The organism is Prochlorococcus marinus str. MIT 9107 (assembly GCF_000759855.1).
Classification (GTDB): Bacteria; Cyanobacteriota; Cyanobacteriia; order PCC-6307; family Cyanobiaceae; genus Prochlorococcus_A; species Prochlorococcus_A marinus_N.
This window is the reverse complement of record NZ_JNAI01000001.1, coordinates 103,753-127,955: the sequence shown is the minus strand read 5'-3', so window position 1 is coordinate 127,955 and position 24,203 is coordinate 103,753. Positions and strand designations below refer to the sequence as shown.

The following is a 24,203-nucleotide window of genomic DNA, read 5'->3' as shown; positions in this document are numbered from 1 at the left end:
CAATAATGACGCCGATGACCGATTATGGAGAATATTAAATATGAGAATTTACCCATGGGTAAGGTTGTAGGAATCGATTTAGGAACAACTAATAGTTGTGTCGCTGTAATGGAAGGTGGTAAACCCACTGTAATAGCAAATGCTGAGGGTTTCAGAACTACTCCATCAGTTGTTGCATATACAAAAAATCAAGATCAGCTTGTTGGACAAATAGCAAAAAGACAAGCTGTTATGAATCCTGAAAATACTTTTTATTCCGCAAAGCGTTTTGTTGGTAGGAGAGTAGATGAAGTTAATGAAGAATCTAAAGAAGTTAGCTATTCCGTTGAAAAGTCTGGTTCAAGTGTCAAATTAAAATGTCCTATTTTGGATAAGCAGTTTTCTCCTGAAGAGGTAAGTTCTCAAGTTTTAAGAAAGTTAGCAGATGATGCAGGTAAATACCTTGGTGAAAAAGTTACACAGGCTGTAATCACAGTTCCAGCTTATTTTAATGACTCTCAAAGACAGGCTACAAAAGACGCAGGAAAGATTGCAGGTTTAGAAGTTCTTAGAATTGTCAATGAGCCAACTGCTGCAGCTTTAGCATATGGTTTAGATAAAGAAAATGAAAAAATTCTTGTTTTTGATTTAGGGGGAGGAACATTTGACGTCTCAGTGATTGAAGCTGGTGATGGAGTAACTGAAGTTCTCTCTACTTCGGGAGATACCCATCTTGGTGGGGATGATTTTGACAGATGCATCGTAGATCACTTAGCAAGTACTTTTAAGTCAAATGAGGGAATTGACCTTAGACAGGATAAGCAAGCTCTACAGAGACTGACTGAAGCAGCTGAAAAAGCAAAAATTGAGCTTTCAAATGCTACTCAAAGTGAAATAAATTTACCTTTTATCACAGCGACGCCCGAAGGCCCAAAACACTTGGACTTGAATCTAACTCGAGCAAAGTTTGAGGAATTAGCAGCTTCTTTAATTGATAGGTGCAAGACTCCAGTTGAAAGAGCTATAAGTGATGCAAAAGTTTCTACTAGTGAAATTGATGAGGTTGTAATGGTTGGAGGTTCATCCAGAATCCCCGCTGTTCTAGATTTAGTTAAAAAAATAATAGGTAAAGAACCAAATCAAACTGTTAATCCTGATGAAGTAGTAGCTGTTGGAGCTGCGATTCAGGGAGGAGTTTTAGCAGGAGAAGTTAAAGATATATTATTGCTTGATGTGACTCCACTTTCTTTAGGCGTAGAGACTTTAGGGGGAGTTATGACAAAAATGATAAATCGAAATACTACAGTTCCTACAAAGAAATCTGAAACATATTCAACTGCTGTAGATGGTCAAACAAATGTAGAAATTCACGTATTGCAGGGTGAAAGAGAAATAGCTTCTGATAATAAAAGTTTAGGAACTTTTAGATTGGATGGGATACCTTCAGCTCCAAGAGGCGTTCCGCAAATTGAAGTAACATTTGATATTGATGCAAACGGTATTCTTAGTGTTACTGCTAAAGACAAGGGAAGTGGTAAAGAACAAAGCATTTCTATCACCGGTGCTTCTACTTTATCTGATAATGAGGTAGAAAAAATGGTAAAAGATGCTGAATCAAATGCATCTGTAGATAAAGAAAAAAGAGAAAAAATTGATTTAAAAAATCAAGCTGAAACACTCGTATATCAGACAGAAAAGCAACTTGGTGAATTGGGAGATAAAATCGATTCTGCAGCAAAGTCTAAAGTTGAAGAAAAAAGTAATGCCTTGAAAGAGGCAATATCAAAAGAAGACTATGAATCAATGAAAAAACTTCTTGAAGAGCTTCAGCAAGAGCTCTATGCAGTTGGTTCATCGGTTTATCAGCAACCCGGAAATCAGCCTCCTTCTCCTGGCTCAGCAGGTGGACCTGATCAGAATGTATCAAATGAAAAAGGAGGAGATGATGTAATTGATGCTGACTTTACTGAAACAAAAGATTAAGAAAGGTAATTTTTAATTTCGTTAGCAACCCATTTAGAGCAAGCTGGAGCAAGTAAAATACCATTTTTATAAAAACCTGTACATATAATTAATCCATTTTCTAAATTTCTCATTATTGGTGAAGGTTCCCCATCGGGTTTTGATCTTATTCCAAACCATTTTTTAGAAATTTTAGCTTTGGTAAGCCAAATTGGTTTTTTATCAAGAAAATTTGTGAGTTTTTCGAATATATTTTCTTCTGGATTAGTACTATATTCGTCAGTTGAACCAATAATGAGCTTATTTTTAGATTTTGGAATTATATTTTTACCATCTATATTGAATTGTTTTGGAAGTGATAATAAATTAACGTTTGTATCATTTATATCAATTTCTATAGCTTGACCTAAAACAGGTTTTAATTTGATGTTGTTAGATACGCTATCTATTAAATCAACCGCTTTCAGAGAATTACATAAAATAACTACGTCAGATTTGATTTCTTCATTGCTCCTCGTTATAGAAATCCATTGATTATTTGATTTTCTAATTTTTATTATTTCTTCTTCTAAAAAATTTATTTTTTTATTTTTTAGATATTTATCTAATGTCTTAAGTAGCAAAGTTGCATTTATTCTTCCATCATTTAAGGAAATCATTCCTTTAATATTTTCTGTTTGGAAGGCCTTATTTATATTCTTGATAAATATTGAGTCTCTTTTTAAAATTCGTAAGTTTAGATCATGATTTGCATGAATAAATTTCTCTAATTTTTTAAACTTTTCTTCTTTGTTAGTTAGTTGTATTAATGGCTTTTCAATATTTAATTCATAATTAAATTTTTTCAGAAATTTAATCCATTTTGGCCATAATTCAATGCTTTGTTTTCTTAGATCCCAACTTCTACCTCTCCTTTTTTGATACATATTACCCATGAGCAGGCCTAAAGCTGCATTGCTACTATTTTTGTATTGAGCTGGATCTATTATTGTTATTTTAAAATCTAATTCTGATAATTCTAAGGCATTAAATTTTCCAATAATTCCCGATCCAATAATAACTATGTGTCCTTTTTGAAAATTTTCTTTTAAGCTTTTCATTGATATATTAGATATGCCTGCTTATTTGATTAAAAAGTTTAAGATTCTTTGGAACATCCTTCAATTATATTCAAAATTGTTTGTCCCGATCGTCCTGGCCTTGTCAGTTTACTTACAAGTTGGATTTCAAATTACGGTGGAAATATAAAGCATTCTGATCATCATACAGATCAAGCTGCTGGTTTGTTTCTTAGTCGAATTGAATGGAATACTAGAAATGCATCTTTTAATAGAGATCAAATTTATAATGAATTTGAAAAAATTGCAGTTGAAGTAAATGGAAAATTTAACATAAATTATTCTGATGAGATTCCAAATGTTGCTATTTTCGTGAGCAAACAAAATCATTGTTTGATCGATTTACTTTGGCGAGTAAGAAATGGCGAACTCAAAATGAGAGTGCCGTTAATAATTTCAAATCATTCTGAACTTGAGAACATTGCAAATGACTTTAATGCAAAATTTGTCCATATTGATACCTTTAATATTGATAAATCTGATGTCGAATATCAGTTTTTAAATTTACTAAAAGAATATGAAATTGATCTTGTTGTATTAGCCAAATATATGCAAATTTTGAGTGACTCTTTTTTAAAAAAGTTTTCTTCAATAATAAATATTCATCATTCTTTTTTACCTGCATTTAAGGGTGCTCAACCATATCATCGAGCATGGGAAAGAGGAGTTAAGTTAATCGGTGCTACTGCTCACTACGTTACTGAAAATCTTGATGAAGGCCCTATAATAGAGCAATGCACAGTTAATGTTAGTCATAGGGATGAAGTAGATGATTTGATTAGAAAAGGAAGAGATATTGAAAGAATAGCTCTAGCAAGAGCGGTTAGATTACATCTAAATCATCAAGTTTTTGTTTACAACAGTAAAACTGCTGTTTTTGATTGAAAATAATTTCTTAGTCTTCTAATTCTATTTGTATTTGTCTTTCATAGATTGATTCTTCATCAAAAGCTCTTGCTATTAAGAAACTGGCAATACAGCTGATTAAGACAGGTTTCATTATTAATAAATTTTTTGTTAAGGCAAAAGCTAAAAACATAGCTGTTATAGGGGTTCGCGAACATCCTGCTATGAAAGCTCCCATGCCGGCAAAGATGTATGTACTCGGAGCATGCCCTGTTCCAATCTCTACCCAGCTCCCCATTATTAGTCCGATTGACCCTCCTAAAGTAAGCATTGGATAGAACAATCCTCCAGGAGCTCCAGATGCTGCAGCTAAACCTGTTGTGACAAATAATACTAAAACTGCTAGTAATGCAATTCCAATACTTGTATTTTGCTCAGCTATTATTTTCTGTAATTCATCTAAATTATGAAATGTACTGGGTAAAAAAGAATAGATACTTCCTAAAATAAGTCCACAGATACTCATTTTTAAAACAAATTTATTTTTATACCACTTTTTCCCAAGATTTTGCATCAATAAAACATATCTGCTGTACAATTCTGCAAAGATCCCAATAATTATTCCTAGTAGAACTAGGTAAATAAAATCTATAGGTAAGAAAAAAACTGATGGGTCATATTCTTTTTGAATCAAAAATCCAAGGTTAAAATCAAAGCCTCCAGCTTTAGGATCTAAACCCAAGGCTTGAATAATATCAGCAGATGAATCTGCGATGAAAGTTGTAATTAATACTAATAGCAAAACTACTGGTCTTGCAGAGTTTAATAACTCTTCTATTGCATAAATAAACCCTCCTAATGGAGCACTAAAAACTGCAGCTATGCCAGCACCACCACCTGCTGCTACTATTACTCTTCTGAAGGCTGTAGGAGCTTTGAGCCATTTAGCCATTTGCCAAGCAACTGATCCTCCCATTTGAACGGATGGCCCTTCTGGACCCAAAGGGAATCCACTACCAATAGCGATAATTCCTGATATGAGCTTTACTAATCCTACTTTTAAATTCATTGGCACTTTTTTATGCCTCAAGAACCCCATGATTTGACTCACACCTGAACCTTTTGCAGCAGGTGCAATATTTTTGATCAAATATCCTGCAAGAGCACCTCCTACAGCTCCAAAAATTGGTAATACTGTAAAAGATGGGAATTGGTCTAATAGTGCTAATCTCCAATTGTTAATAAAGTAGATTCCAGTTTTAAAAGATATGCTTGTAATTGAAGCTCCTAAACCTGTTAATAAGAGTGAAAATGCAACGACGAAAGATCTTTGTTTTAATAATTTTTTAATGCTACGAGAAGAATTATTACTGGTTTTTTGAAGATTTTCTTTTATGAGGTTTGGCATAATCCATGATCATTTTGACAAACTGAAATCGTGTATTTCATCAAATTGAAGATAACGATAAAGTTCATCTGAATATGGATTAATTTTATTTTTAGTAATATCCTGATATTCTTCTACTTCAGGGATTTTTCCAAGAAGTGCGCAAACTGCTGCTAATTCAGCACTCCCTAAAAATACTTGTGCATTTTTTCCAAGTCTATTATCAAAATTTCTTGTACTAGTAGAAAATACTACAGACCCTTCATCTACTCTGGCTTGATTTCCCATACATAAAGAACATCCAGGCAACTCTAATCTTGCTCCACAATTTTCAAAAATTTTATAATAACCTTCTCTTTTTAGAGTTTCTTCATCCATTTTTGTTGGTGGACAAATCCATAATTTAGCTTTTAAATTTTGTACATCTTCAAGAACTTTTGCAGCTGCTCTGTAATGACCAATATTTGTCATACAAGAACCTATAAAAACCTCGTCAATATTTGTATTAGCAACATCAATGATTTCCTTTACATTATCTGGATCGTTAGGGCAAGCAACTATAGGTTGTGTTACTTTTTCTAAATTAATTTCAATGATTTCTTTATACTGAGCGTTTGTATCTGGATGAATTAATGAGGGTTTTTTTAACCAATTTTTCATATCGCTTATTCTTCTTAAAATTGATTTTGAGTCCTCATAATTGCTCTCAATCATTTTTTCTAGAAGGCAAATATTACTCTTTAAATATTCTTGAACAGTTTCTTGGGATAAAAGTATTGTGCTTCCAGCGCATGAGCGTTCGGCAGTAGCATCAGTTAGTTCAAAAGCCTGTTCAAGTTTTAAGTTAGGTAATCCTTCAATTTCCATAATTTTTCCGTTAAATATATTTTTCTTATTTGCTTTCTCAACAGTTAAAAGGCCTTTTTTAATTGCGAAGAGAGGAATCGCATTTACTAAATCTCTTAATGTAATGCCTGGCAATAATTCTCCGTTAAATTTTACGAGCACAGATTCTGGCATATTTAATGGCATTGATCCTATTGCAGCGGCAAAGGCAACGATGCCTGAGCCTCCAGGAAATGAGATTCCAAGAGGGAATCTTGTATGACTATCTCCACCAGTCCCAACGGTGTCAGGGAGGAGCATTCTGTTCAGCCAGCTATGAATTATGCCGTCACCAGGTTTAAGAGCCACTCCACCTCGTTGAGATATGAAATCAGGTAATTCTTTATGCGTAACTAGATCTACTGGTTTGGGATATGCAGCAGTATGACAAAAACTTTGCATAACTAGATCTGCAGTGAATCCTAAACAAGCTAATTCTTTCAGTTCATCTCTAGTCATTGGCCCAGTAGTATCTTGACTGCCAACTGTGGTCATAATTGGTTCACAGGTCATTCCTGGCCTAACTCCATCTAAACCGCATGCTTTTCCAACTATTTTTTGAGCTTGAGTAAAGCCATAATTACTTTCTTTTGGATTTTGTGGTCGGATAAATATTTTACTCGGTTTATAATCTAATTTGTTTCTAATTTTATCTGTAAGAGACCTTCCAATCATGAGATTAATTCTGCCGCCAGCTTGTATTTCATCAGTAAGAGTTGATGGAGATAGGTCGAATTGGCTTATTACTTTTTCAGTATTTGAATCTTTTTCAATTTTTTTAATAATGCCTTCATAAGGATAAATTTTAATAATATCTCCTGTTTGCATATGAGATACGTCAGCTTCTATAGGTAAAGCTCCTGAATCTTGTGCGGTATTAAAGAAAATAGGAGCTATTTTGTTGCCAATTACTATTCCACCTGTTTTTTTGTTTGGAACAAAAGGGATATCTTCTCCTATATGCCAAATCAGTGAATTAATAGCAGATTTTCTAGAACTCCCTGTTCCAACGACATCTCCAACATAAGCTATTGGTAAATCTTGTTTCTTTAAATTATCAATAATCTTTAGTCCATCTGGTTTTTTAAATTCCAGCATCGCCAATGCGTGCATCGGTATATCGGGGCGTGTTGTCGCATGCACAGCAGGAGATAAGTCATCTGTATTTGTCTCTCCTTCAACTTTAAAAACTAAACAAGTAATTTCTTTCTCTAGAACTTTTTTATTTTTGAACCACTCTGCATTTGCCCAACTATTTACAACCTCTTTTGCATAAATATTTACTTGAGATAATTCATAAATTTCATTAGCTGAGTCGTAAACAAGAATAATATTTTTTAAAACTTCTGCTGCTTTTTTAGCTAGTAAACTATTTTCGTTTTTAAGTATTTGAACAAGAGAATTTACATTATATCCCCCTATCATTGTCCCAAGTATTTCAATTGCTTTCTCAGGGTTTATTGCTTTGCAATATTTTTCGCAATTAACAATAGCTGTAAGCCAGCTTGCTTTTATATAAGCAGCCTGATCAACTCCAGGTGGTACTCTATTTATTAATAAATTAAGTAAGTATGAAGAATCGTATTTACTATCCTTTTCTAATAATGAAGTAACACAATTTGTTTGCTCAGCATTTAAAGGTAAAGGAGGTATTCCTTTTGCAGCTCTTTCAGCTACGTGATCTGCATAATCTTTTAGCAATGTTTCCAAATTCTTCATTAGTAAGGTTTAATGCCTAATCTATTGTTATTTTTAATATTGAAAAGGAGAGTATTCATAAATGCTTTTTTAAATATTCAAACTTCTTAATTAATCAATGACGACATCATCAAATAATTCAGCTTTAGAAAAGACATCAGATTTACATGTTGTTGAAACACGTCCATTAATACCTCCAAGCAGATTACACAATGATATACCTTTAGATCACACCTCTGCCACTACAGTATCTAAAACAAGAAGATCGATACAAAATATTTTGCATCATAATGATCAGAAGCTTTTAGTTATTGTTGGTCCATGTTCAATTCATGATCTAGAGGCGGCAAAGGAATATTCACAATATATTCAAAACTTTCGAGAAATTTATAAAGATAAATTAGAAATAATAATGAGAGTATATTTTGAGAAACCAAGAACAACTATTGGCTGGAAGGGGCTTATAAATGATCCTCATCTAGATGATTCTTATGATATTAATACTGGTTTAAGAAGGGCAAGAAGTTTGCTTTCATATCTAGCAACTCGTGGAATACCTTCTGCTACAGAATTACTAGATCCAATTGTTCCTCAATATATTGCCGATTTGATAAGTTGGACAGCCATTGGTGCAAGGACTACTGAAAGTCAGACTCACAGGGAAATGGCATCAGGATTATCAATGCCTATAGGTTTTAAAAATGGAACGGATGGTTCTTTTACTACTGCAATAAATGCAATGCAGTCAGCTTCAAAATCGCATCATTTTTTAGGTGTAAATTCCAATGGAATGGCTTCTATCGTTAATACTACAGGAAATCCTGATGGACACGTAGTTTTAAGAGGCGGCTCAAAAGGTCCAAATTTTCAAAGTCAATATATTCAAAGAATTTCAGCTGAATTAAAGCAATGTAACCTACCTTATAAAGTTATGGTTGATTGCAGTCATGGAAATTCCAATAAAGATTTCCGGAAGCAGTCGGAAGTGCTAAAAAATATAGCTTCTCAAATAAGTAAAGGTGAAAAAAATATTTTAGGAGTTATGCTTGAAAGTCATTTGAAAGAAGGTAATCAAAAACTTTTAAAAAAAGAGGATCTTGAGTTTGGCAGAAGTATTACAGATGCATGCATAGATATAGAAACAACAAAAGAATTACTCGCTATTTTGTATAGTTCAATTTAATTAGATATAAAAAAATTAAAACATAATGCTGATGTGATTGGAACAATGAAGTTATCTATTCCTAGAACACTAAATTGTTCAAGAACAGTGGCCAAAAGAGCTATTGCAAAATAACTTATATTAAAACTACTTTGTTGGGCGTATCCCAATGAGAAAACTACTAGTAGGCTTGTTAAAAACATCGTCAAAGTACCAAATAAAGATTTTTTTTGTTTAAAAAAAATCCAACTTCTCGAGTTAAAGCTTTTGCCTATTAAAGCAGCCAATCCATCCCCAAAAGTCATTATAAAAAATCCAGTAATTAATGAAAAGGGATCTTTGTTCCAGAAAAGAGAAATTAAAATAAATAAACTAAGACAATAAAATAATGTTCCATAACTTTTTCTCTCAATATCTTCAATTATTGGAAGTATTTTATATACGTAATTTATCAGAACCGTTAATGAAATAATTCCTGTGAAAATAAGAGCTGAATTTTGATCAATTTTTAGAAATAGTGCAATTGGTATTAATGGTCCTATTCCAATATGGATTATTTTTCTGACAATTTCTCTGCTGTCTTCATTAAATCTTTTAAAAACAATTGATATTAAAAAAATAAAAAATAAATATAATAAAATTATCGTAAATTTTATCAATTTGATTAAGCTGCTTTTTGATGATTGGTCATTACTCTAAGTTTTAATATTGCTTTAGCTTCTAGTTGCCTTACTCTTTCTCGTGAAACATTAATTTGTCTTCCTATTTCTGCAAGTGTTAAAGGTTCTTCACCATCTAGCCCAAATCTTAATCTCATTATTTTTTGTTCTCTTTCATTTAATTGAGCCAGCCAAGTCCCTAAATGCTCTTTTTGAATCGTTCGATCCATGCCTTCCATAGGCTCTTCAAAGTTTGGATCAGGTATAAGCTCGCCAAGAGTGCTTCGGTCTTCTTCACCTCTTGCATGGGCATCTAGAGAAGCACAAGGGGCACTTTGAGAAATTAAATCTTCTAAATCTTTTTGATCAATTCCCATTTCTGTTGCCATTTCTGATCTCGTAGGTTGTCTCCCGAATTTGTGAGATAATTCTCGAGATACTTTCCTCATTTTTGATAATTTTTCACTTATGTGTATAGGCAAACGTATTGTTCTTGCACTGTTATCAATAGCTCTTGTCATTCCTTGTCTTATCCACCAGTAAGCATAAGTTGAGAATTTATATCCCATAGCTGGATCAAATTTATCTACAGCTCTTTCTAGCCCAATTGCTCCTTCTTGGACAAGGTCCAATAATTCAAGCCCTTGATTTTGGTATTTTTTTGCAACAGATACTACTAGTCTCAGATTGGCTGACATCATCCTATCTCTAGCTTTTTTACCTATTCTGATTTGATAAAGATTCCGTCGCGTCCTATCACTTTCAGGAGTTTGCAGTAGTTTTTTCATGTTTTGTACATGATGAGCTAACTCAATTTCCTCTGCTGGAGTCAAAAGAGGTACTCTACCAATGCTACTCAAATAACTACCAATAGAATCTGAAGCTACTCTCCCAGATTTTTTTTGACTTTGTTTTGAAGTTAGACTGGATTTTGTTTTACGAGACTTGCCCGCAGTGTTTGGTAATCTAGGCTCATCAGTATTATTTGAAGAGCTCTTTACAGATTCCAGAGGGATCCCCATCACCCTGGCCTCCTAATAAATGGATTTTTTAAAAAACTAGCACTGAAATTGAAATAAAAACTACTTTTACGTTGAAACTTTAAAGACAAAAAAATCTTTTTTTATTCTGATTCCTCTAAACCTATTAATATGATTGGCTTTTACTAAATATAAAATTTTTTAAAAGATTAAGTTTTTTTTTTAAAATGTTATAAAAATCAATACTCTTGCCATTTATCTATAAGGTCAATTTGCGATCTATTAAAAGCAGAGTTAAATGCTTTTTCGTAAGATCCATCTTGTTTCATTGTCCATGAAAAATAATCATCCTTAATGTATGTCTGAAGAAGTGAGTATAGTTGAGATTTTAATGCTAAATCTTCTATTGGAGTAACAGCTTCTATTCTTCTATCAAGGTTTCTTCTCATCCAATCTGCACTGCCAATAAAAACTTCATGATCATTTTCATTACAAAACCAAAAAATTCTTGAGTGTTCAAGAAAAGGTCCAATAATGCTTATGACTTTAATATTTTCGCTTAAATTTTTTCTTTCTGGATACAAGCAACAAATACCTCTAATGATAAGACTAATTTTTACTCCTGCCTGAGAAGCCAAATAAAGTAGGTGAATTATTTCTGGATCTACAAGAGAATTCATTTTTGCAATAATTTCAGCTTTTTTGCCTTCCTCCGCATGTTTAATTTCTCTTTTAATTAGAAAAATAAATTTATCTCTAAGTGATGATGGAGATACTAATAATTTTTGATAGGATTTTTGTTTAGAAAAACCTGATAAGTAATTAAATAACTCAAGTAAATCTGATGCGATATCGGGGTCTGTTGAAAGTAATCCTAAATCTGTATAAAACCTTGAAGTATTAGAGTTATAATTTCCCGTCCCAATATGAAAATAATTTCTTAAACATCCTTTTTCTTTTCGAACTATTAAAGCTATTTTAGTATGAGTTTTAAATCCTATAATTCCATATACAACATGGATTCCAGCTTGTTCAAGTTGTTTTGCCCATTGAATATTATTATCTTCATCAAATCTCGCTTTGAGTTCAACAAGTGTCATTACTTCTTTCCCATTTTCTGCGGCTTTCATTAAAGCTGTGATAATAGGTGAATCCTTTGAAACTCGATATAAAGTTATTTTGATACCCATAACCAGAGGATCATCAGCTGCTCTATTAATGAATTCTTCAACTGAAGTTTTAAATAAGTCATATGGATGATGAAGAAGAATATTTTTTTTCCTAAGTATTTTGAAAATAGAATTAAAGTCTTTGTTTAAAGAGGAATTCAAAATTTCTAATTGTGGGTGGGTTTTCCCTATTAGCAGATTGTCTTTTAAATCATCTCTATTAATTTTTGTTAGCTGATTTAAATCGTCAAGGCCTAATAAACTTTTAGAAAAGTATATATACTCTTCTTGTATAGAGATACTTTCAATAAGTAATTTTAGAATGTTTTTTGGTATATCTGATTCAACTTCTAATCTAACTACATCTCCACCTAATCTTCTCTTCTGCAAGCTTTGTTCAACTGCCAGAAGAAGATCATCAGCTTCAAGTTCTTTTAATTCTAAATCTGCATCTCTTGTTACTCTAAAAAAAGAGTAATTAATACATTCCATTCCGTTAAATAAAGTATTTATATTATTTCCAATCAAATCTTCAACACTTATGAAAAAGTGAGAGCTTTCATTACTTTCTTCAATCATTTCATAAGGAATTTCTATAAAGCGATTTATATTTTTTGTTGGTATTTTAATTCTGACGAATTGACTTCTAGAATCCTCTCCATCCTTTATTAAAGCGGCTAAATTTAGACTTAAATTACTTATAAAAGGGAACGGATGTGCTGGGTCAACAACTAAAGGGGTTAATAAAGGAAATACAGATGATGTAAAGAAATTATTACACCAATTTTTTTGATTCTCACTAAGATCCTTATATTTTTTTAATATTATTCCTTGTTTTTTTAATTCACTATTTAGTTCGTTATTAAAATAGTTTTCTTGAAGAGAAGTTAAAAATTTAACTTCTTTGTTGATTTTTTTTAATTGATTCTTAGGGGTAAGTCCATCAATACTTTTTTTGGTTATTCCAGCTTCTACTTGAGCTTTTAAGGAAGCTACTCTTACCATAAAAAATTCATCAAGATTATTGCTAAAAATAGAAAAAAATTTTACTCTATCTAGGATTTTATAATCTTTTTCCATCCCAGTAAGTAATACTCTTTTATTGAATTCAATCCAACTTAATTCTCGATTAATAAAAATATCAGACTCGGTTTTCATTAAAATACTTCTGTTTTTTGATCATAAATAGAATTTTTAGTTTTACCCTCTGCAATAAGATATATCATGAAAATTAAGATAATGGAACCAGCAATAAACGGTGATTTAGGACCAAAGCTATCATAAACTCTTCCCGCCATTGCTATTCCTAAAACTCCTCCAAGACTCTGAAGTCCCTGAAGGTTACTTAGAATTGATCCTTGTTTATCAACGTCTAATTTTTTTGATATTAGTGCTCTTAAAGTGGGAGTAATTAAACCAGCTCCAACGGCTAAAAATGAGACAGCTGAATAAATATTAATTGTCGCATTTTCTTTTGGAGCAGTTATTAAAAGTGAACATGCTACAAGAATAAAGCCTGACCCTAAAAGTGTTAATTTCATTTCGCCGAATTGCTTTACGAGAGGCCCAATAAGTCCTCCTTGAACAATAATCGCAATAATTCCAACTACCACAAGAGTTCCACTTGAGGCCTTAGTTGTCCAACCTAAAGATTCTTGAAGGAAAAATATTAGTATATTTGTCAATCCAGTAAAAGCAATAAAATAGATAAAAAATGCTAATGATAATTTTCTAATCTTTTCTTCTTCAAATACTGTGAATAACTGTTTTAAGGGGTTTTTAAGAAGTGTTTTTAATTTGTTTGAGTTACTTTTAGGTTTTGTCTCTGGTAAGTAAAAGAATACTAAGATAAAGTTTATTATTGGAATAATTGAAGCTATCAAAACTGGAATAATAAAATTATTATTTGTATTTTTTGCAAAAATTACAACGAAAATATTTCCTAAGAAAAAACTTAAACCAAAAGCTACACCTATCAGCCCAAATGTTTTTGCTCTTTTTTCAGGGCTTGAGATATCTGCAAGAATAGTTGTTGCTGTGGCTGCAGTACCTCCACTTAAACCATCAATAAGCCTTGCTAGGAATAATAAAAATAAAGGGATAGAAGCTATATAATTAGACCAATTAAAAAGAACCGTAAAGGATAATATGGAAATTCCTATTACTGAGCCAGTTATACAAAAAAGAGTTACAGGTCTCCTTCCGTATCTATCACTCATAACTCCAATAAAAGGAGAAGCTGTAAATTGAGCTAATTGGTAAGTGCACGATAGTAAGCCATAGGTACTTGCTTTAGAGTCAAATAGTAAGACAAATGACGGTAAAATGGGCAAAAGAATACTTTCGCTTAATCGATCATTTAAAAGAGTCACGAAAGCACTTAGTAGAGTAAATTTTTTGTTTGGTTTCAATAAACTTTCTTTCACAATATTTACCTTCATTACGATTAACTTCTACTACCATACTTGTTAATGGAGATTAATGTGCCTGGTATTGTTTATTTAGTTGGAGCAGGTCCTGGCGACCCTGAGCTTTTAACTCTTAAAGCTTTACGTTTAATAAAAAATTGTGATTCTTTAGTACATGATGCTTTAATCCCAGATGAAATAACAAAAGAAGCAGGAAAAAATACAGAAGTTTTTCATGTAGGCAAAAGAGCTGGGAAGTGTTCTGTACCTCAGGATGAAATTAATGCTCTTATTTTAAAATTAGCAAAAGAAGGCAAAAATGTTGTAAGGCTTAAAGGGGGAGATCCATTCGTTTTTTCTAGGGGTGGTGAAGAAGTTTCGTTCTTAGAAAAAAATGGAGTTTCAGTTGAAATAGTACCTGGGATTACTTCTGGTATAGCTGCGCCTTCATATTTTGGTATTCCACTTACTCATAGAGATGCTGCAAGTTCTGTAACTTTCGTCACTGGACATGAGCGTGTAGATAAGGAAAAAAAGACAGTTAATTGGAGAGATTTAGCTAAATCATCAGATAGCTTAGTAATTTTTATGGGTATAAAAAATATTAAATTTATTGTGGAAGAATTAATACTAGGTGGTTTAGATAAGAATACTCAATGCGCTGTTATTCAAGAAGCTACTTTAAAAAATCAAAAATGTTTGATAGAGAAATTAGATAATCTCCCAGATAAAATCAAAGATAAAGAATTTTTAGCTCCATCAATTATCATTATTGGAAAAATTGTTGAATTTAAGGTTAATAACAATATAACTAAAGTATCTGATGTCTATTTACCAGATATTAATAAAGTTCAACAATATAATAAATCCCAAAAGTAAATTGGATCGAATTTAGGTTTAAGCTTTAAATCATTAACTTGATTAATTTGTCTGCAAGATAAGCTATTAATTGCAACTATTATGTCATCATTTTGAAATTCTGGAGGAATTAATTCTTCTTTTACAATTTTCAATTTTAAAGCTTTAGAAACCATAATCCCCTCTAAACAGCCGCTTTCTTTTCTAGGAGTTATCCATTGATTATTTCTTTTAATTAGAAGATTAAATGTACTTCCACAACAAAGTTCACCTGACGTGTTCAAAAGGATAGAATCATCAAATGATTTTTCATTAGCTTCTGTCAAAACTTGTATTGCCTGATTATATGAAAATGTTTTGCATTTACTTATAACACTGAATTCATTTATTTTTTCCGTTTGACTAATCCAAACGTTTATCGGATTGAAATTTGGTTTAATTCTATAGAACTCAAGCCATAAATTATCCAAATCTTTTCTCTCTGAAGTGCTATCAATTTTTAGTTTTCGACCTTCATTAGTTCCTCGACTATAGTTTATTCTTACTGAAGCAAATTGATCATTCTTAAGCGATAACTTTCTAATTCCATCGTGAATAAGTTGTCTCAAAGTTAATTTATTTATTTTGAGATTAATATTTAAAATCTTGCTGCTTTTTTCTAACCTTTTTAGATGTTCATCAAAAAGAATAGGTTTGTTTTCTTTTATCAAAATGGTTTCAAATATACCATCAGCAAATTTTAATCCTCTATTATTAGCAGCAATAAATATTCTATCAATATCCAACCATTGATCCTTGTGCCAGCCTAATGTTTCAATCATTTTAGTGAATCAATTAATGGTAAAAGTTTCCACTTTAGTTCATTAGTTTCCTCTTCAGGGTTTGAGTCAATAACTATTCCGCAACCAGCATATATATTGATTTTTTTGCCTTTAATTAAAAATGATCTTATTAGTATATTGCTGTCAAACTCTCCATTCCAGTCAAGCTTCAAAAACGAGCCGCAGTATGGTCCGCGTTCAAATTCTTCTAATTCAAAAAGTCTCTGGCATGATCTTAATTTAGGTGCTCCTGTTATAGAGCCCCCAGGCCAACAAGCTTTTAGTAAATCAATCCAGTTCTTTTCTTTTTTTAATTTGCCTCTGATTACTGAAGTTAGATGATGAACTTTTAAGAAACTTTCAAGTTTTAATATTTCTGGCACAATAATACTTCCTGTTTCGCAAACTTTACTTAAATCATTTCTTATTAGGTCAACAATCATAATATTTTCCGCTCTATCTTTTTCGTTCGTTATTAAATCGATAGCGTTAAGTGCGTCTTGATTTAAATCCTTATCTCTGGATCTAGTTCCTTTGATAGGTCTTGATTCTACAAAATTTTTATTATCTATTTTTATAAATCTTTCTGGCGAGGTAGATAATACCGCCTCTTTATAATTATCATTATTTATTATTATTCCTCCAAAGGGAGCTCTTAATTTGCTTCTTATTTTTAAATAAATATCAAGAGGATTATAGTTTTTGGAAGATTCAATCTCGCATTTAGTTGTTAGGTTTGCTTGAAATATATCCCCTAGGGAAATTAATTTTTTCAATTTTAGAATATTTTTCTGAAATTTTTCAGCCATTTCGTCCAAATTTATTTTTGAAAAATCAAAATTCAAATTTGTTTTAATAATATTTTCTTCTTCAATAGTTTTTATATTGTTGATTATATTTTTATAATTCATCAGTTCAGATGAGTTTGTGCCTTCGATAATTATTTCTTTTTTTATTAGATTACATTTAATGATTGGATCATATGATGCAATCCATAAAGTTGCCATATTAGATTTTCGCCATGGGTTTTTGGGTTCTATGTAAACTCCAGCTTCATAACTTAACCATCCGATCCAAAATCCTTTTTCAATATTTCTTAAATTGTTAAATGGATTATTAGTTTTGTCTAAGTTATTGATATCTCTTGATTGGATTATTTTTTTAGGTTTAATTCCTATTATTGACCATTCCCCATTTTCTTTACCATCACTGTCTAGCCAAGCTAATCCTTCATCTCCGAAATTTTTTGTTAGATGATGCGTAATCATTGCTGGATCTATCCATTTTTCTAGAATTATTTTTTTTATTTTCATTTTTTATTATTGTTATTAAGCCATTTTTCATAAGCGGCATTTCTAATTCTGCAGCTATCACACTTACCGCATGGTTTTGAATTGCCCGAATAACAACTCCATGTTTTATCTAAAGGGACATGATTATTAAAAGCTAATTTAATAATTTCCTCTTTATTTAAATCTAATAGTGGTGTCCAAAGTTTTATTGGATTATTTTCTCTTCCTCTTTTATTGGCTAAATCTGCTAATTCTTGAAATTTTTTAATGTAGTCAGGTCTGCAATCTGGATAACCAGAATAATCTAGTGCATTAACTCCTAATCCTATAAAATCAGCATCTATTGCTTCGGCATAACTTAGTGCAACGGAAATAAATATAGTATTTCTCCCAGGAACATAAGTATTAGGAATTTTATTAGTTTGTACTCCTTCTATCGGAATATTTTTTTGAGTATCAGTTAATGACGAGCCTCCCCATAAAGATAAGTCAAGCTTAATGATTTTAAATTCTTCGATATCAAAGTGTTTTGCAATTATTGATGCAGAATTTAATTCTTTTTTATGACGTTGACCGTAGTCAAATGAAAGGCCAAAAATTTTAGCTTCGGATTTTTTTGCGATACCAGTAACTGTAGAAGAATCTAAACCTCCAGATAATAAAACTACTATCGATTTATTTTTAAGAGTCATATGATTTCAATTAATTTTTAAGTATTTGTGAGTTTGAAGGCTCAATTTCCAATCGGGGTTATTTTTCACGAAATCAATAGCAAGAGAACAACCAATAGCATTGTTCCATCCTGGCTGTAAATAAAAAATTTTATCTTCTTTTTTTAAGCTATTTTCGTTTTTAGAGAGTTGATATTGTTTTAAAGTTTCTTTTTTGATTTGAATAGCAAATTCAATATCTTCTATTTTATTTATGATTATTTTGATTTCATTACAGTTTTTTAAAAAATAATTTTTTGGAGGTGAGTGTCTTTTTGGAGATAAAGTAATCCAGTCATAGCTTCCTGATATCGAATTAACTCCACTTGTCTCAATATGAATCTTCATTGGCTTTTGTTCTTCTCCCATCGTCATTTTTTTTATGGCTTTGCAAAAATTATCCAAGTTATGTTGTAAAGGTTCTCCACCTGTAATAACGCAAAAAGATGCTCCTTTTTCTCTGGCAATTTTTATGCGATCTATTATTTTTTCAATTGATATAAAAGGGTGTTTTTTCTCGTCCCATGAATTCTTGGTGTCGCACCACGAACATCCAACTTTACATCCCGCTAATCTTACAAAAAAAGCACTTTTTCCAGCGTGATAACCTTCACCTTGTAATGAATGAAATTGTTCGACTAAGGGTAAAAAATTTGTCATTTTTTCATTCAAAAAAATAAAGAATATTAATTTGATTGAGTTAACTTATCTTGAGAGGCTTTTATTAAACCTTTAAATAAAGGATGAGGTTTGCCAGGTCGTGATAAAAACTCAGGATGATATTGACATGCTAAGAAGTAAGGATGATTTTCTAACTCAATTAACTCAACTAATCTGCCATCTGGCGATGTACCACTAATTTTGTATCCAGAATCTAAAAAACTTTGTTTGTAGTAATTATTAAATTCGTATCTATGTCGATGTCTCTCATAAATAACATCCTCATCATATAAGTTTTTCCCAGTTGTATTTTTTGTCAATCTACATGGATAAACTCCAAGTCTCATTGTTCCACCTAAATCAACTACATCTTCCTGTTCTGGTAATAAATGTATCACTGGATTGGAAGTGTTTGGGTTTAGTTCTGAACTAGATGCATCTTGAAGATTAGCTACATTCCTGGCCCATTCTATAACTGCACATTGCATACCAAGGCACAAACCTAAAAAGGGAATTTTATTTTCTCTTGCGAATTTTATAGCCGAAATTTTTCCATTGACTCCTCTATTGCCAAATCCCCCGGGTACGACAATTGCATCAACTTCATTTAAGTAAGTTTCTGCTGAATTTTTTTCTATCATTTCAGCACTCACCCAATGTAAATCTAATAAAGCCTTTTGTTCAATGCATGCATGTCTTAAAGCTTCAACAACGGATAAATATGCATCTCCAAGTTCAATGTATTTACCTACTAGAGCAACTTTGATTGGAGCTCCAGGATTTCTTAGGTTGTGTATTAGTTGCTCCCAATTTTTCAAATCACATTTTTTATCTTCAAGGTCTAAATACTTCAGAGTTTCTTTGCATAAACCTTCTTTTTTTAAAGAAAGAGGTACAGAATAAATACTGTCTGCGTCTAAAGCTTCAATTACAGAGTTGATACTGACACCGCAAAAACCACTAAGCTTCTTTTTAAGAGCTTCATTGATAGATTTATCACTTCGGCATACAAGTAAATCTGGCTGAATTCCAATTGATCTTAATTCTTTCACTGAATGTTGTGTTGGTTTAGTTTTTATTTCGCCAGAGGTTTTGATGTAAGGAAGTAATGTTACGTGTATGTATGCAACATCGTTCCTATTGACATCATTTTTGAATTCTCTTATTGCCTCTAAAAAAGGAAGAGATTCAATATCACCAACTGTTCCACCAATTTCAGTAATAATAATATCTGCATTACTGTTGGCGGCTACTCTATGAATTCTTTCTCTTATTTCTCCCGTTATGTGAGGTATTACTTGCACAGTTCCACCGTCATAACTACCTTTTCTTTCTTTATTGATAACTGCTTGATAGATAGATCCCGTAGTCACACTATTTAACCTAGTCATTGCAGTATCAGTAAATCTTTCATAGTGACCTAAATCTAGATCAGTTTCAGCCCCATCTTCGGTTACAAATACTTCTCCATGTTGGAAAGGGCTCATTGTGCCTGGATCAACATTTAGATATGGATCTAGTTTTAATATTGAAACACTATATCCTCTAGACTTTAATAATCTTCCTAAGCTTGCAGCTACAATTCCTTTACCAATGCTAGAAACTACTCCTCCGGTGACAAATACAAATTTTGACATTAAATATTTTTAATTAAGCACAACCTCCTTATATTTTATTTAAAAAAAAAACTTTGAGAACATCCATATATATTCTTATTCATCAATTGTTATTTCAATATCTAATTCTTTTAATTGTGATTCAGAGACATTTGAAGGTGCATTTGTGAGAAGACAGTTTGCTTGTTGATTTTTTGGAAAAGCAATGGTTTCTCTGATTGAATCTGCTCCAATGATTAGCATGGTAATACGATCCAATCCAAACGCTATTCCACCATGAGGAGGAGCACCCATTTCTAAGGCTTCTATTAAAAATCCAAATTTTTCATCAATCTCTTTATCAGTAAGTCCTACCGTTTTCAGAACCTCTCTTTGTAAGTTCGCTTCATGAATACGTAAAGAGCCACCTCCCAACTCCAATCCATTAAGAACTAAGTCATATGCATTTGCTGTAGAGCTCTCAATTTCTTTTTGCAAGTTTTCAGAATCTTTAGATTTTATATTTTTTGGAGAACAAAAAGGATGATGTAAAGCTTCATACCTATTTTCCTCTTCATTTCTCTCAAACATCGGGAAGTCAGTTACCCATAAGAAATTCCATTTACTTTTATCAATGAGATTTAAGTCTTTTGCGATATATTGTCTAACCCTATCTAATGACTGATTGACAATTTGTTTATCTCCAGCTCCTAAGAGGATTAAGTCTCCATCTTTTGCTTCTGTGATTTTTAAAATATCAGCTATATCCTCTTCACTTAAATTATTTTTAATTGCCCCAATAGTCTCAAGCTCATCTCCTTTGACCCTTATAAAGGCCAAACCACCAGCTCCTGCATCTTGAGCTACTTGGAAGATGTCACCTCCTGGTTTAATTCTTACGTTGCTAATACTTGAATTACCTCCTTTGACTGTTATGGATTTTATATAACCTCCAGACTTAATTGCCTTGGTGAAAATATTAAATCCAATATCACCTAATACTCCTCCTAAATCTTTTAATAACATTTGATATCTAGTATCTGGTCTATCAGTGCCGTAATTATCCATTGCTGCCTGCCATGACATTCTTGGAAAAGCATTATGAAAATTAAGACTTAACACTTCTTTCCATATTTTTTTTATGAGACTTTCATTAAAAGAAATTATTTCTTCTTCACTAATAAAGCTCATCTCAATATCTAATTGAGTAAACTCAGGCTGTCTATCTGCCCTTAAGTCTTCATCACGGAAACATTTTGCGATTTGATAATACTTGTCCAGGCCTCCAACCATTAAAAGTTGTTTAAATAGTTGTGGGGATTGAGGTAAAGCAAAAAATTCTCCATTTGAAAGACGTGCAGGAACAAGAAAATCGCGAGCGCCTTCTGGAGTTGATTTTGTAAGTAATGGGGTCTCTACTTCTGTAAATCCAAAATTATCAAGAAATTCTCTAGCAACTTTAATAATCTTATGTCTTGTTTTTAAATTTTCTAGTAATTTTCCCCTTCTTAAATCAAGGTATCTATATTTTAACCTGAGTTCCTCTTTTGTATTTTCATAATCATGTATAGAAACTGGAAAAGGTAAGTTTTTTTTAATTTGGTTGAGAATTTGCAAATCTTTAACCTTGAGCTCTAACTCTCCAGTACTTAAATTTGTATTTATGGAATCTTTGGGTCTTTCATTAATAATTCCGCTAACCATTATTACTGTCTCATTTCTTAGATTTTCTGCCTGTTTAAATAGATCTGCACCATCATCGGGGTTAATTGTTATTTGTAGGAATCCACTATGATCTCTTAAATCAATAAAAATTACACCACCATGATCTCTTCTTCTATCTACCCAACCGCATAAATTAACTAATTTACCAATATCTGTATTATTGAGTTCTTTGCAAATTTTGTTTCTCATCTAAGTATGATTTATTTATCAATAACTTATAATAATTCTTTAAGGGTAAATTTAGTTAATAATTTTTTTTATAAAACGCTCTTTTTGTTATAACCCCTTTGAATTTTTTGCCTCTTATTAATATTTGAACTTCATTATTTATTAAGGCATGCGAAGTATTGATGTATGCAAAAGCTATAGCTTGTTGTTTAGTTGGAGACCAACTGCCGCTTGTGATAGTCCCAATATTTTCTTCACCTTTAAGAACTGAGCAACCTTTTCTTCCTATTGCTTTACCTTCTATAGATAGACCAACTAACTTTTTTTGAATACCTAATCTTGACTGCTCTTCAAGAAATCTTCTTCCAAAGAATTCGTGATTATTTTCTAGATGTACTAGCCAGCCTAAACCTGCTTCATATGGAGAAGTTTCTTCATTTATGTCTTGACCATAAAGATGCATGCCTGCTTCAAGTCTAAGAGTATCTCTAGCTCCTAAACCACAAGGTTCAACATTTTTGGAAATTGAGAAATCCCATAAATTAATTGCTGCTTTTTTAGATAAAAGTATTTCTAGACCATTTTCTCCTGTATATCCTGTCTTTGAAAAGAAAATTTTTTCTTTAGGCGAAATATTTTCAAAAATTTTATATTCGCATCCAAAGTTAGGGATATGTGAGATCGAAGATTCAATCCATTCTTCAAATAAATCGAATGAGTTTTTTCCCTGTAGTGCTAAAAGTACTTTGTCTTTTTTAAAGTTTGTTATCGAAATTTCATCTTTATTTACATTATTTTTTATCCACTGAAAATCTTCCTCATATCTACTTGCATTAACTATTAACAATAATTCTGATATGTCATTTTCTTGTATACCAAGGTCATAAATTATTAAGTCATCTATTATTCCTCCTTTATCATTGAGCATTACTGTATAAAGCCCCTGACCTTCAGAAAAGGAGTATAAATTAGTAGGAAAAAATTTTTGAATATAATCCTTTGGATTGATTCCCTTAACAGATATCACACCCATGTGAGAAATATCAAATAATCCTGCTGAAGATCTTACTGATTCATGCTCTTTAATTAATCCTGAAAATGATATGGGCATTTCCCAACCTGCAAAATCCACTAATTTTGCATTGGATTCAACATATTTTGAATAAAGAGGACTTTTTAGCAAATCCATGAAATATTTAGTTTGTATTTAGTATTTTTACACTGTAGTTTAGAAATTTTTTATTGCATATTTTATAATGACAAAATTAAGCTTCTCAGTACTTTGGCTGCAACTATGCTACTTACTCCGCTTTTATCAATTCCTGGAGATAATTCCACAATATCTGAAGCCACAATTCTAAAGTCTTTTAAAGTTTTCAGGATTTCCTCAAAATCATTCCAAAAAAATCCTCCTGGTTCTGGAGTGCCCGTCCCTGCTAATAAACTGGGATCAAACCAATCTAAATCTATTGTTAAATAGATTGGAGACTTGGCGTATGGTAGAAGAGCTTGTTTTAACTCATGTGCATTTTCGCCTGGACAAAAGTTAACTAATTGGTTGTTGTTATGCATAATTTCAAATTCTTCCTTAGTCCCACTTCTTATTCCTACTTGCAAAATTTTCTTTTCAGGTAGCACTTCTAAGCATCTTTTCATAGTACAAGCATGACTATGTTTATTTCCTATATATGATTCTCTTAAATCTGCATGAGCATCAAGTTGAACCAATATCAAATCTGGATATTTTTTTACTAATGCTTCAATAGCACCTCTTGTAATAGAGTGTTCGCCTCCAAGCATAATAGGACTAAGGCGTTTACTAATTAAATAATTTGTTGCTGATATAACCGATTCAATAACGGACTTTGAGTCATTTTTATCAATTAGTATTGATCCAAAATCAACATACATAATATCCTCTAAGTCTTTTTTTAGTTTTGGACAATATGTTTCTAAACAAGAACTGACTTGTCTTATTGCTTCTGGACCAAATCTTGCTCCTGGTTTAAACGAACATGTCCCGTCATAATTAACTCCAAATATACCAATTGAGCAATTCTCAGGACTTCTTTTTGCTCCCATATAAATTGCATTTTCGTTATCAAATAAATTTTTTGTCAT

General features: G+C 31.8%; 19 protein-coding genes. 4 read left to right on the top strand and 15 right to left on the bottom strand.

Translation table 11 applies throughout. The annotated features are described in order from the left end of the window. Positions 1-54 precede the first annotated feature (54 nt). A complete protein-coding gene (gene dnaK / locus EU92_RS08070) occupies positions 55-1,962 on the top strand; it encodes a molecular chaperone DnaK (RefSeq protein WP_032513245.1) in 1,908 nt (635 codons plus the stop codon). Here dnaK and EU92_RS08075 read toward each other — a convergent pair. Continuing rightward, the gene (locus EU92_RS08075; RefSeq protein WP_032513213.1) at positions 1,959-3,041 is read right to left on the bottom strand and encodes an FAD-dependent oxidoreductase; all 1,083 of its coding nucleotides are present in this window, start codon (positions 3,039-3,041) and stop codon (positions 1,959-1,961) included. The genes dnaK and EU92_RS08075 overlap by 4 nt on opposite strands. Before the next feature lie 48 nt (positions 3,042-3,089). Between EU92_RS08075 and purU the strand changes: the two genes are divergently transcribed. After that, positions 3,090-3,944: a formyltetrahydrofolate deformylase gene (gene purU, locus EU92_RS08080; protein ID WP_032513212.1), complete on the top strand. Its 855-nt coding sequence runs from the start codon at positions 3,090-3,092 to the stop codon at positions 3,942-3,944. 10 nt (positions 3,945-3,954) lie between these two features. On the opposite strand, the gene EU92_RS08085 is transcribed toward purU, so the two are convergent. Continuing rightward, positions 3,955-5,313: a ClC family H(+)/Cl(-) exchange transporter gene (locus EU92_RS08085; RefSeq protein WP_032513211.1), complete on the bottom strand. Its 1,359-nt coding sequence runs from the start codon at positions 5,311-5,313 to the stop codon at positions 3,955-3,957. A 9-nt stretch (positions 5,314-5,322) separates the two neighbouring features. Next, complete coding sequence (gene acnB / locus EU92_RS08090) at positions 5,323-7,896, bottom strand: bifunctional aconitate hydratase 2/2-methylisocitrate dehydratase (protein WP_080726899.1); 2,574 nt, start codon at positions 7,894-7,896, stop codon at positions 5,323-5,325. Positions 7,897-7,993: 97 nt separating this feature from the next. Here acnB and EU92_RS08095 point away from each other — a divergent pair, with 97 nt between their 5' ends. Further along, complete coding sequence (locus EU92_RS08095; protein ID WP_032513210.1) at positions 7,994-9,058, top strand: 3-deoxy-7-phosphoheptulonate synthase; 1,065 nt, start codon at positions 7,994-7,996, stop codon at positions 9,056-9,058. Here the strand turns inward: EU92_RS08095 and EU92_RS08100 are convergent. The 4 genes from EU92_RS08100 to EU92_RS08115 all read right to left on the bottom strand — a co-directional run bounded on the left by EU92_RS08100 (position 9,055) and on the right by EU92_RS08115 (position 14,271). Next, positions 9,055-9,696 (bottom strand): diacylglycerol/polyprenol kinase family protein, encoded by a 642-nt coding sequence (locus tag EU92_RS08100; RefSeq protein ID WP_032513209.1) that lies wholly within the window; start codon positions 9,694-9,696, stop codon positions 9,055-9,057. The two genes, EU92_RS08095 and EU92_RS08100, sit on opposite strands and share 4 nt — an antisense overlap. A 5-nt stretch (positions 9,697-9,701) precedes the next feature. Continuing rightward, positions 9,702-10,718: an RpoD/SigA family RNA polymerase sigma factor gene (locus EU92_RS08105; RefSeq protein ID WP_032513208.1), complete on the bottom strand. Its 1,017-nt coding sequence runs from the start codon at positions 10,716-10,718 to the stop codon at positions 9,702-9,704. 197 nt (positions 10,719-10,915) lie between these two features. After that, positions 10,916-13,003 (bottom strand): polyphosphate kinase 1, encoded by a 2,088-nt coding sequence (gene ppk1 / locus EU92_RS08110; RefSeq protein ID WP_032513207.1) that lies wholly within the window; start codon positions 13,001-13,003, stop codon positions 10,916-10,918. Beyond that, on the bottom strand, positions 13,003-14,271 hold the full coding sequence (locus EU92_RS08115; protein WP_032513243.1) for an MFS transporter: 1,269 nt from the start codon (positions 14,269-14,271) through the stop codon (positions 13,003-13,005). The genes ppk1 and EU92_RS08115 overlap by 1 nt, the downstream gene beginning before the upstream one ends. A gap of 57 nt (positions 14,272-14,328) precedes the next feature. Here EU92_RS08115 and cobA point away from each other — a divergent pair, with 57 nt between their 5' ends. Next, positions 14,329-15,132 carry a uroporphyrinogen-III C-methyltransferase gene (cobA, locus tag EU92_RS08120; protein ID WP_032513242.1) on the top strand — a complete coding sequence of 268 codons (804 nt, stop codon included), beginning with the start codon at positions 14,329-14,331 and terminating at the stop codon, positions 15,130-15,132. On the opposite strand, the gene EU92_RS08125 is transcribed toward cobA, so the two are convergent. The 8 genes from EU92_RS08125 to speB all read right to left on the bottom strand — a co-directional run bounded on the left by EU92_RS08125 (position 15,105) and on the right by speB (position 24,203). Beyond that, entirely contained in the window at positions 15,105-15,932 is an 828-nt protein-coding gene (locus EU92_RS08125; RefSeq protein WP_032513206.1) for an aminotransferase class IV, read from the bottom strand. The genes cobA and EU92_RS08125 overlap by 28 nt on opposite strands. Continuing rightward, positions 15,929-17,245: an anthranilate synthase component I family protein gene (locus tag EU92_RS08130; protein WP_032513205.1), complete on the bottom strand. Its 1,317-nt coding sequence runs from the start codon at positions 17,243-17,245 to the stop codon at positions 15,929-15,931. Before EU92_RS08130 ends, EU92_RS08125 begins: the two co-directional genes overlap by 4 nt. Further along, the gene (gene queC, locus EU92_RS08135) at positions 17,242-17,916 is read right to left on the bottom strand and encodes a 7-cyano-7-deazaguanine synthase QueC (protein ID WP_032513204.1); all 675 of its coding nucleotides are present in this window, start codon (positions 17,914-17,916) and stop codon (positions 17,242-17,244) included. Before queC ends, EU92_RS08130 begins: the two co-directional genes overlap by 4 nt. Before the next feature lie 6 nt (positions 17,917-17,922). Continuing rightward, positions 17,923-18,594: a 7-carboxy-7-deazaguanine synthase QueE gene (locus tag EU92_RS08140; RefSeq protein WP_032513241.1), complete on the bottom strand. Its 672-nt coding sequence runs from the start codon at positions 18,592-18,594 to the stop codon at positions 17,923-17,925. Positions 18,595-18,620: 26 nt separating this feature from the next. Continuing rightward, on the bottom strand, positions 18,621-20,231 hold the full coding sequence (locus EU92_RS08145) for a CTP synthase (protein ID WP_032513203.1): 1,611 nt from the start codon (positions 20,229-20,231) through the stop codon (positions 18,621-18,623). Positions 20,232-20,306: 75 nt separating this feature from the next. Further along, on the bottom strand, positions 20,307-22,103 hold the full coding sequence (gene aspS / locus EU92_RS08150) for an aspartate--tRNA ligase (protein WP_032513202.1): 1,797 nt from the start codon (positions 22,101-22,103) through the stop codon (positions 20,307-20,309). A gap of 55 nt (positions 22,104-22,158) precedes the next feature. After that, the gene (gene gcvT, locus EU92_RS08155) at positions 22,159-23,271 is read right to left on the bottom strand and encodes a glycine cleavage system aminomethyltransferase GcvT (protein ID WP_032513201.1); all 1,113 of its coding nucleotides are present in this window, start codon (positions 23,269-23,271) and stop codon (positions 22,159-22,161) included. A gap of 62 nt (positions 23,272-23,333) precedes the next feature. After that, positions 23,334-24,203 carry an agmatinase gene (speB, locus tag EU92_RS08160; protein ID WP_032513200.1) on the bottom strand — a complete coding sequence of 290 codons (870 nt, stop codon included), beginning with the start codon at positions 24,201-24,203 and terminating at the stop codon, positions 23,334-23,336.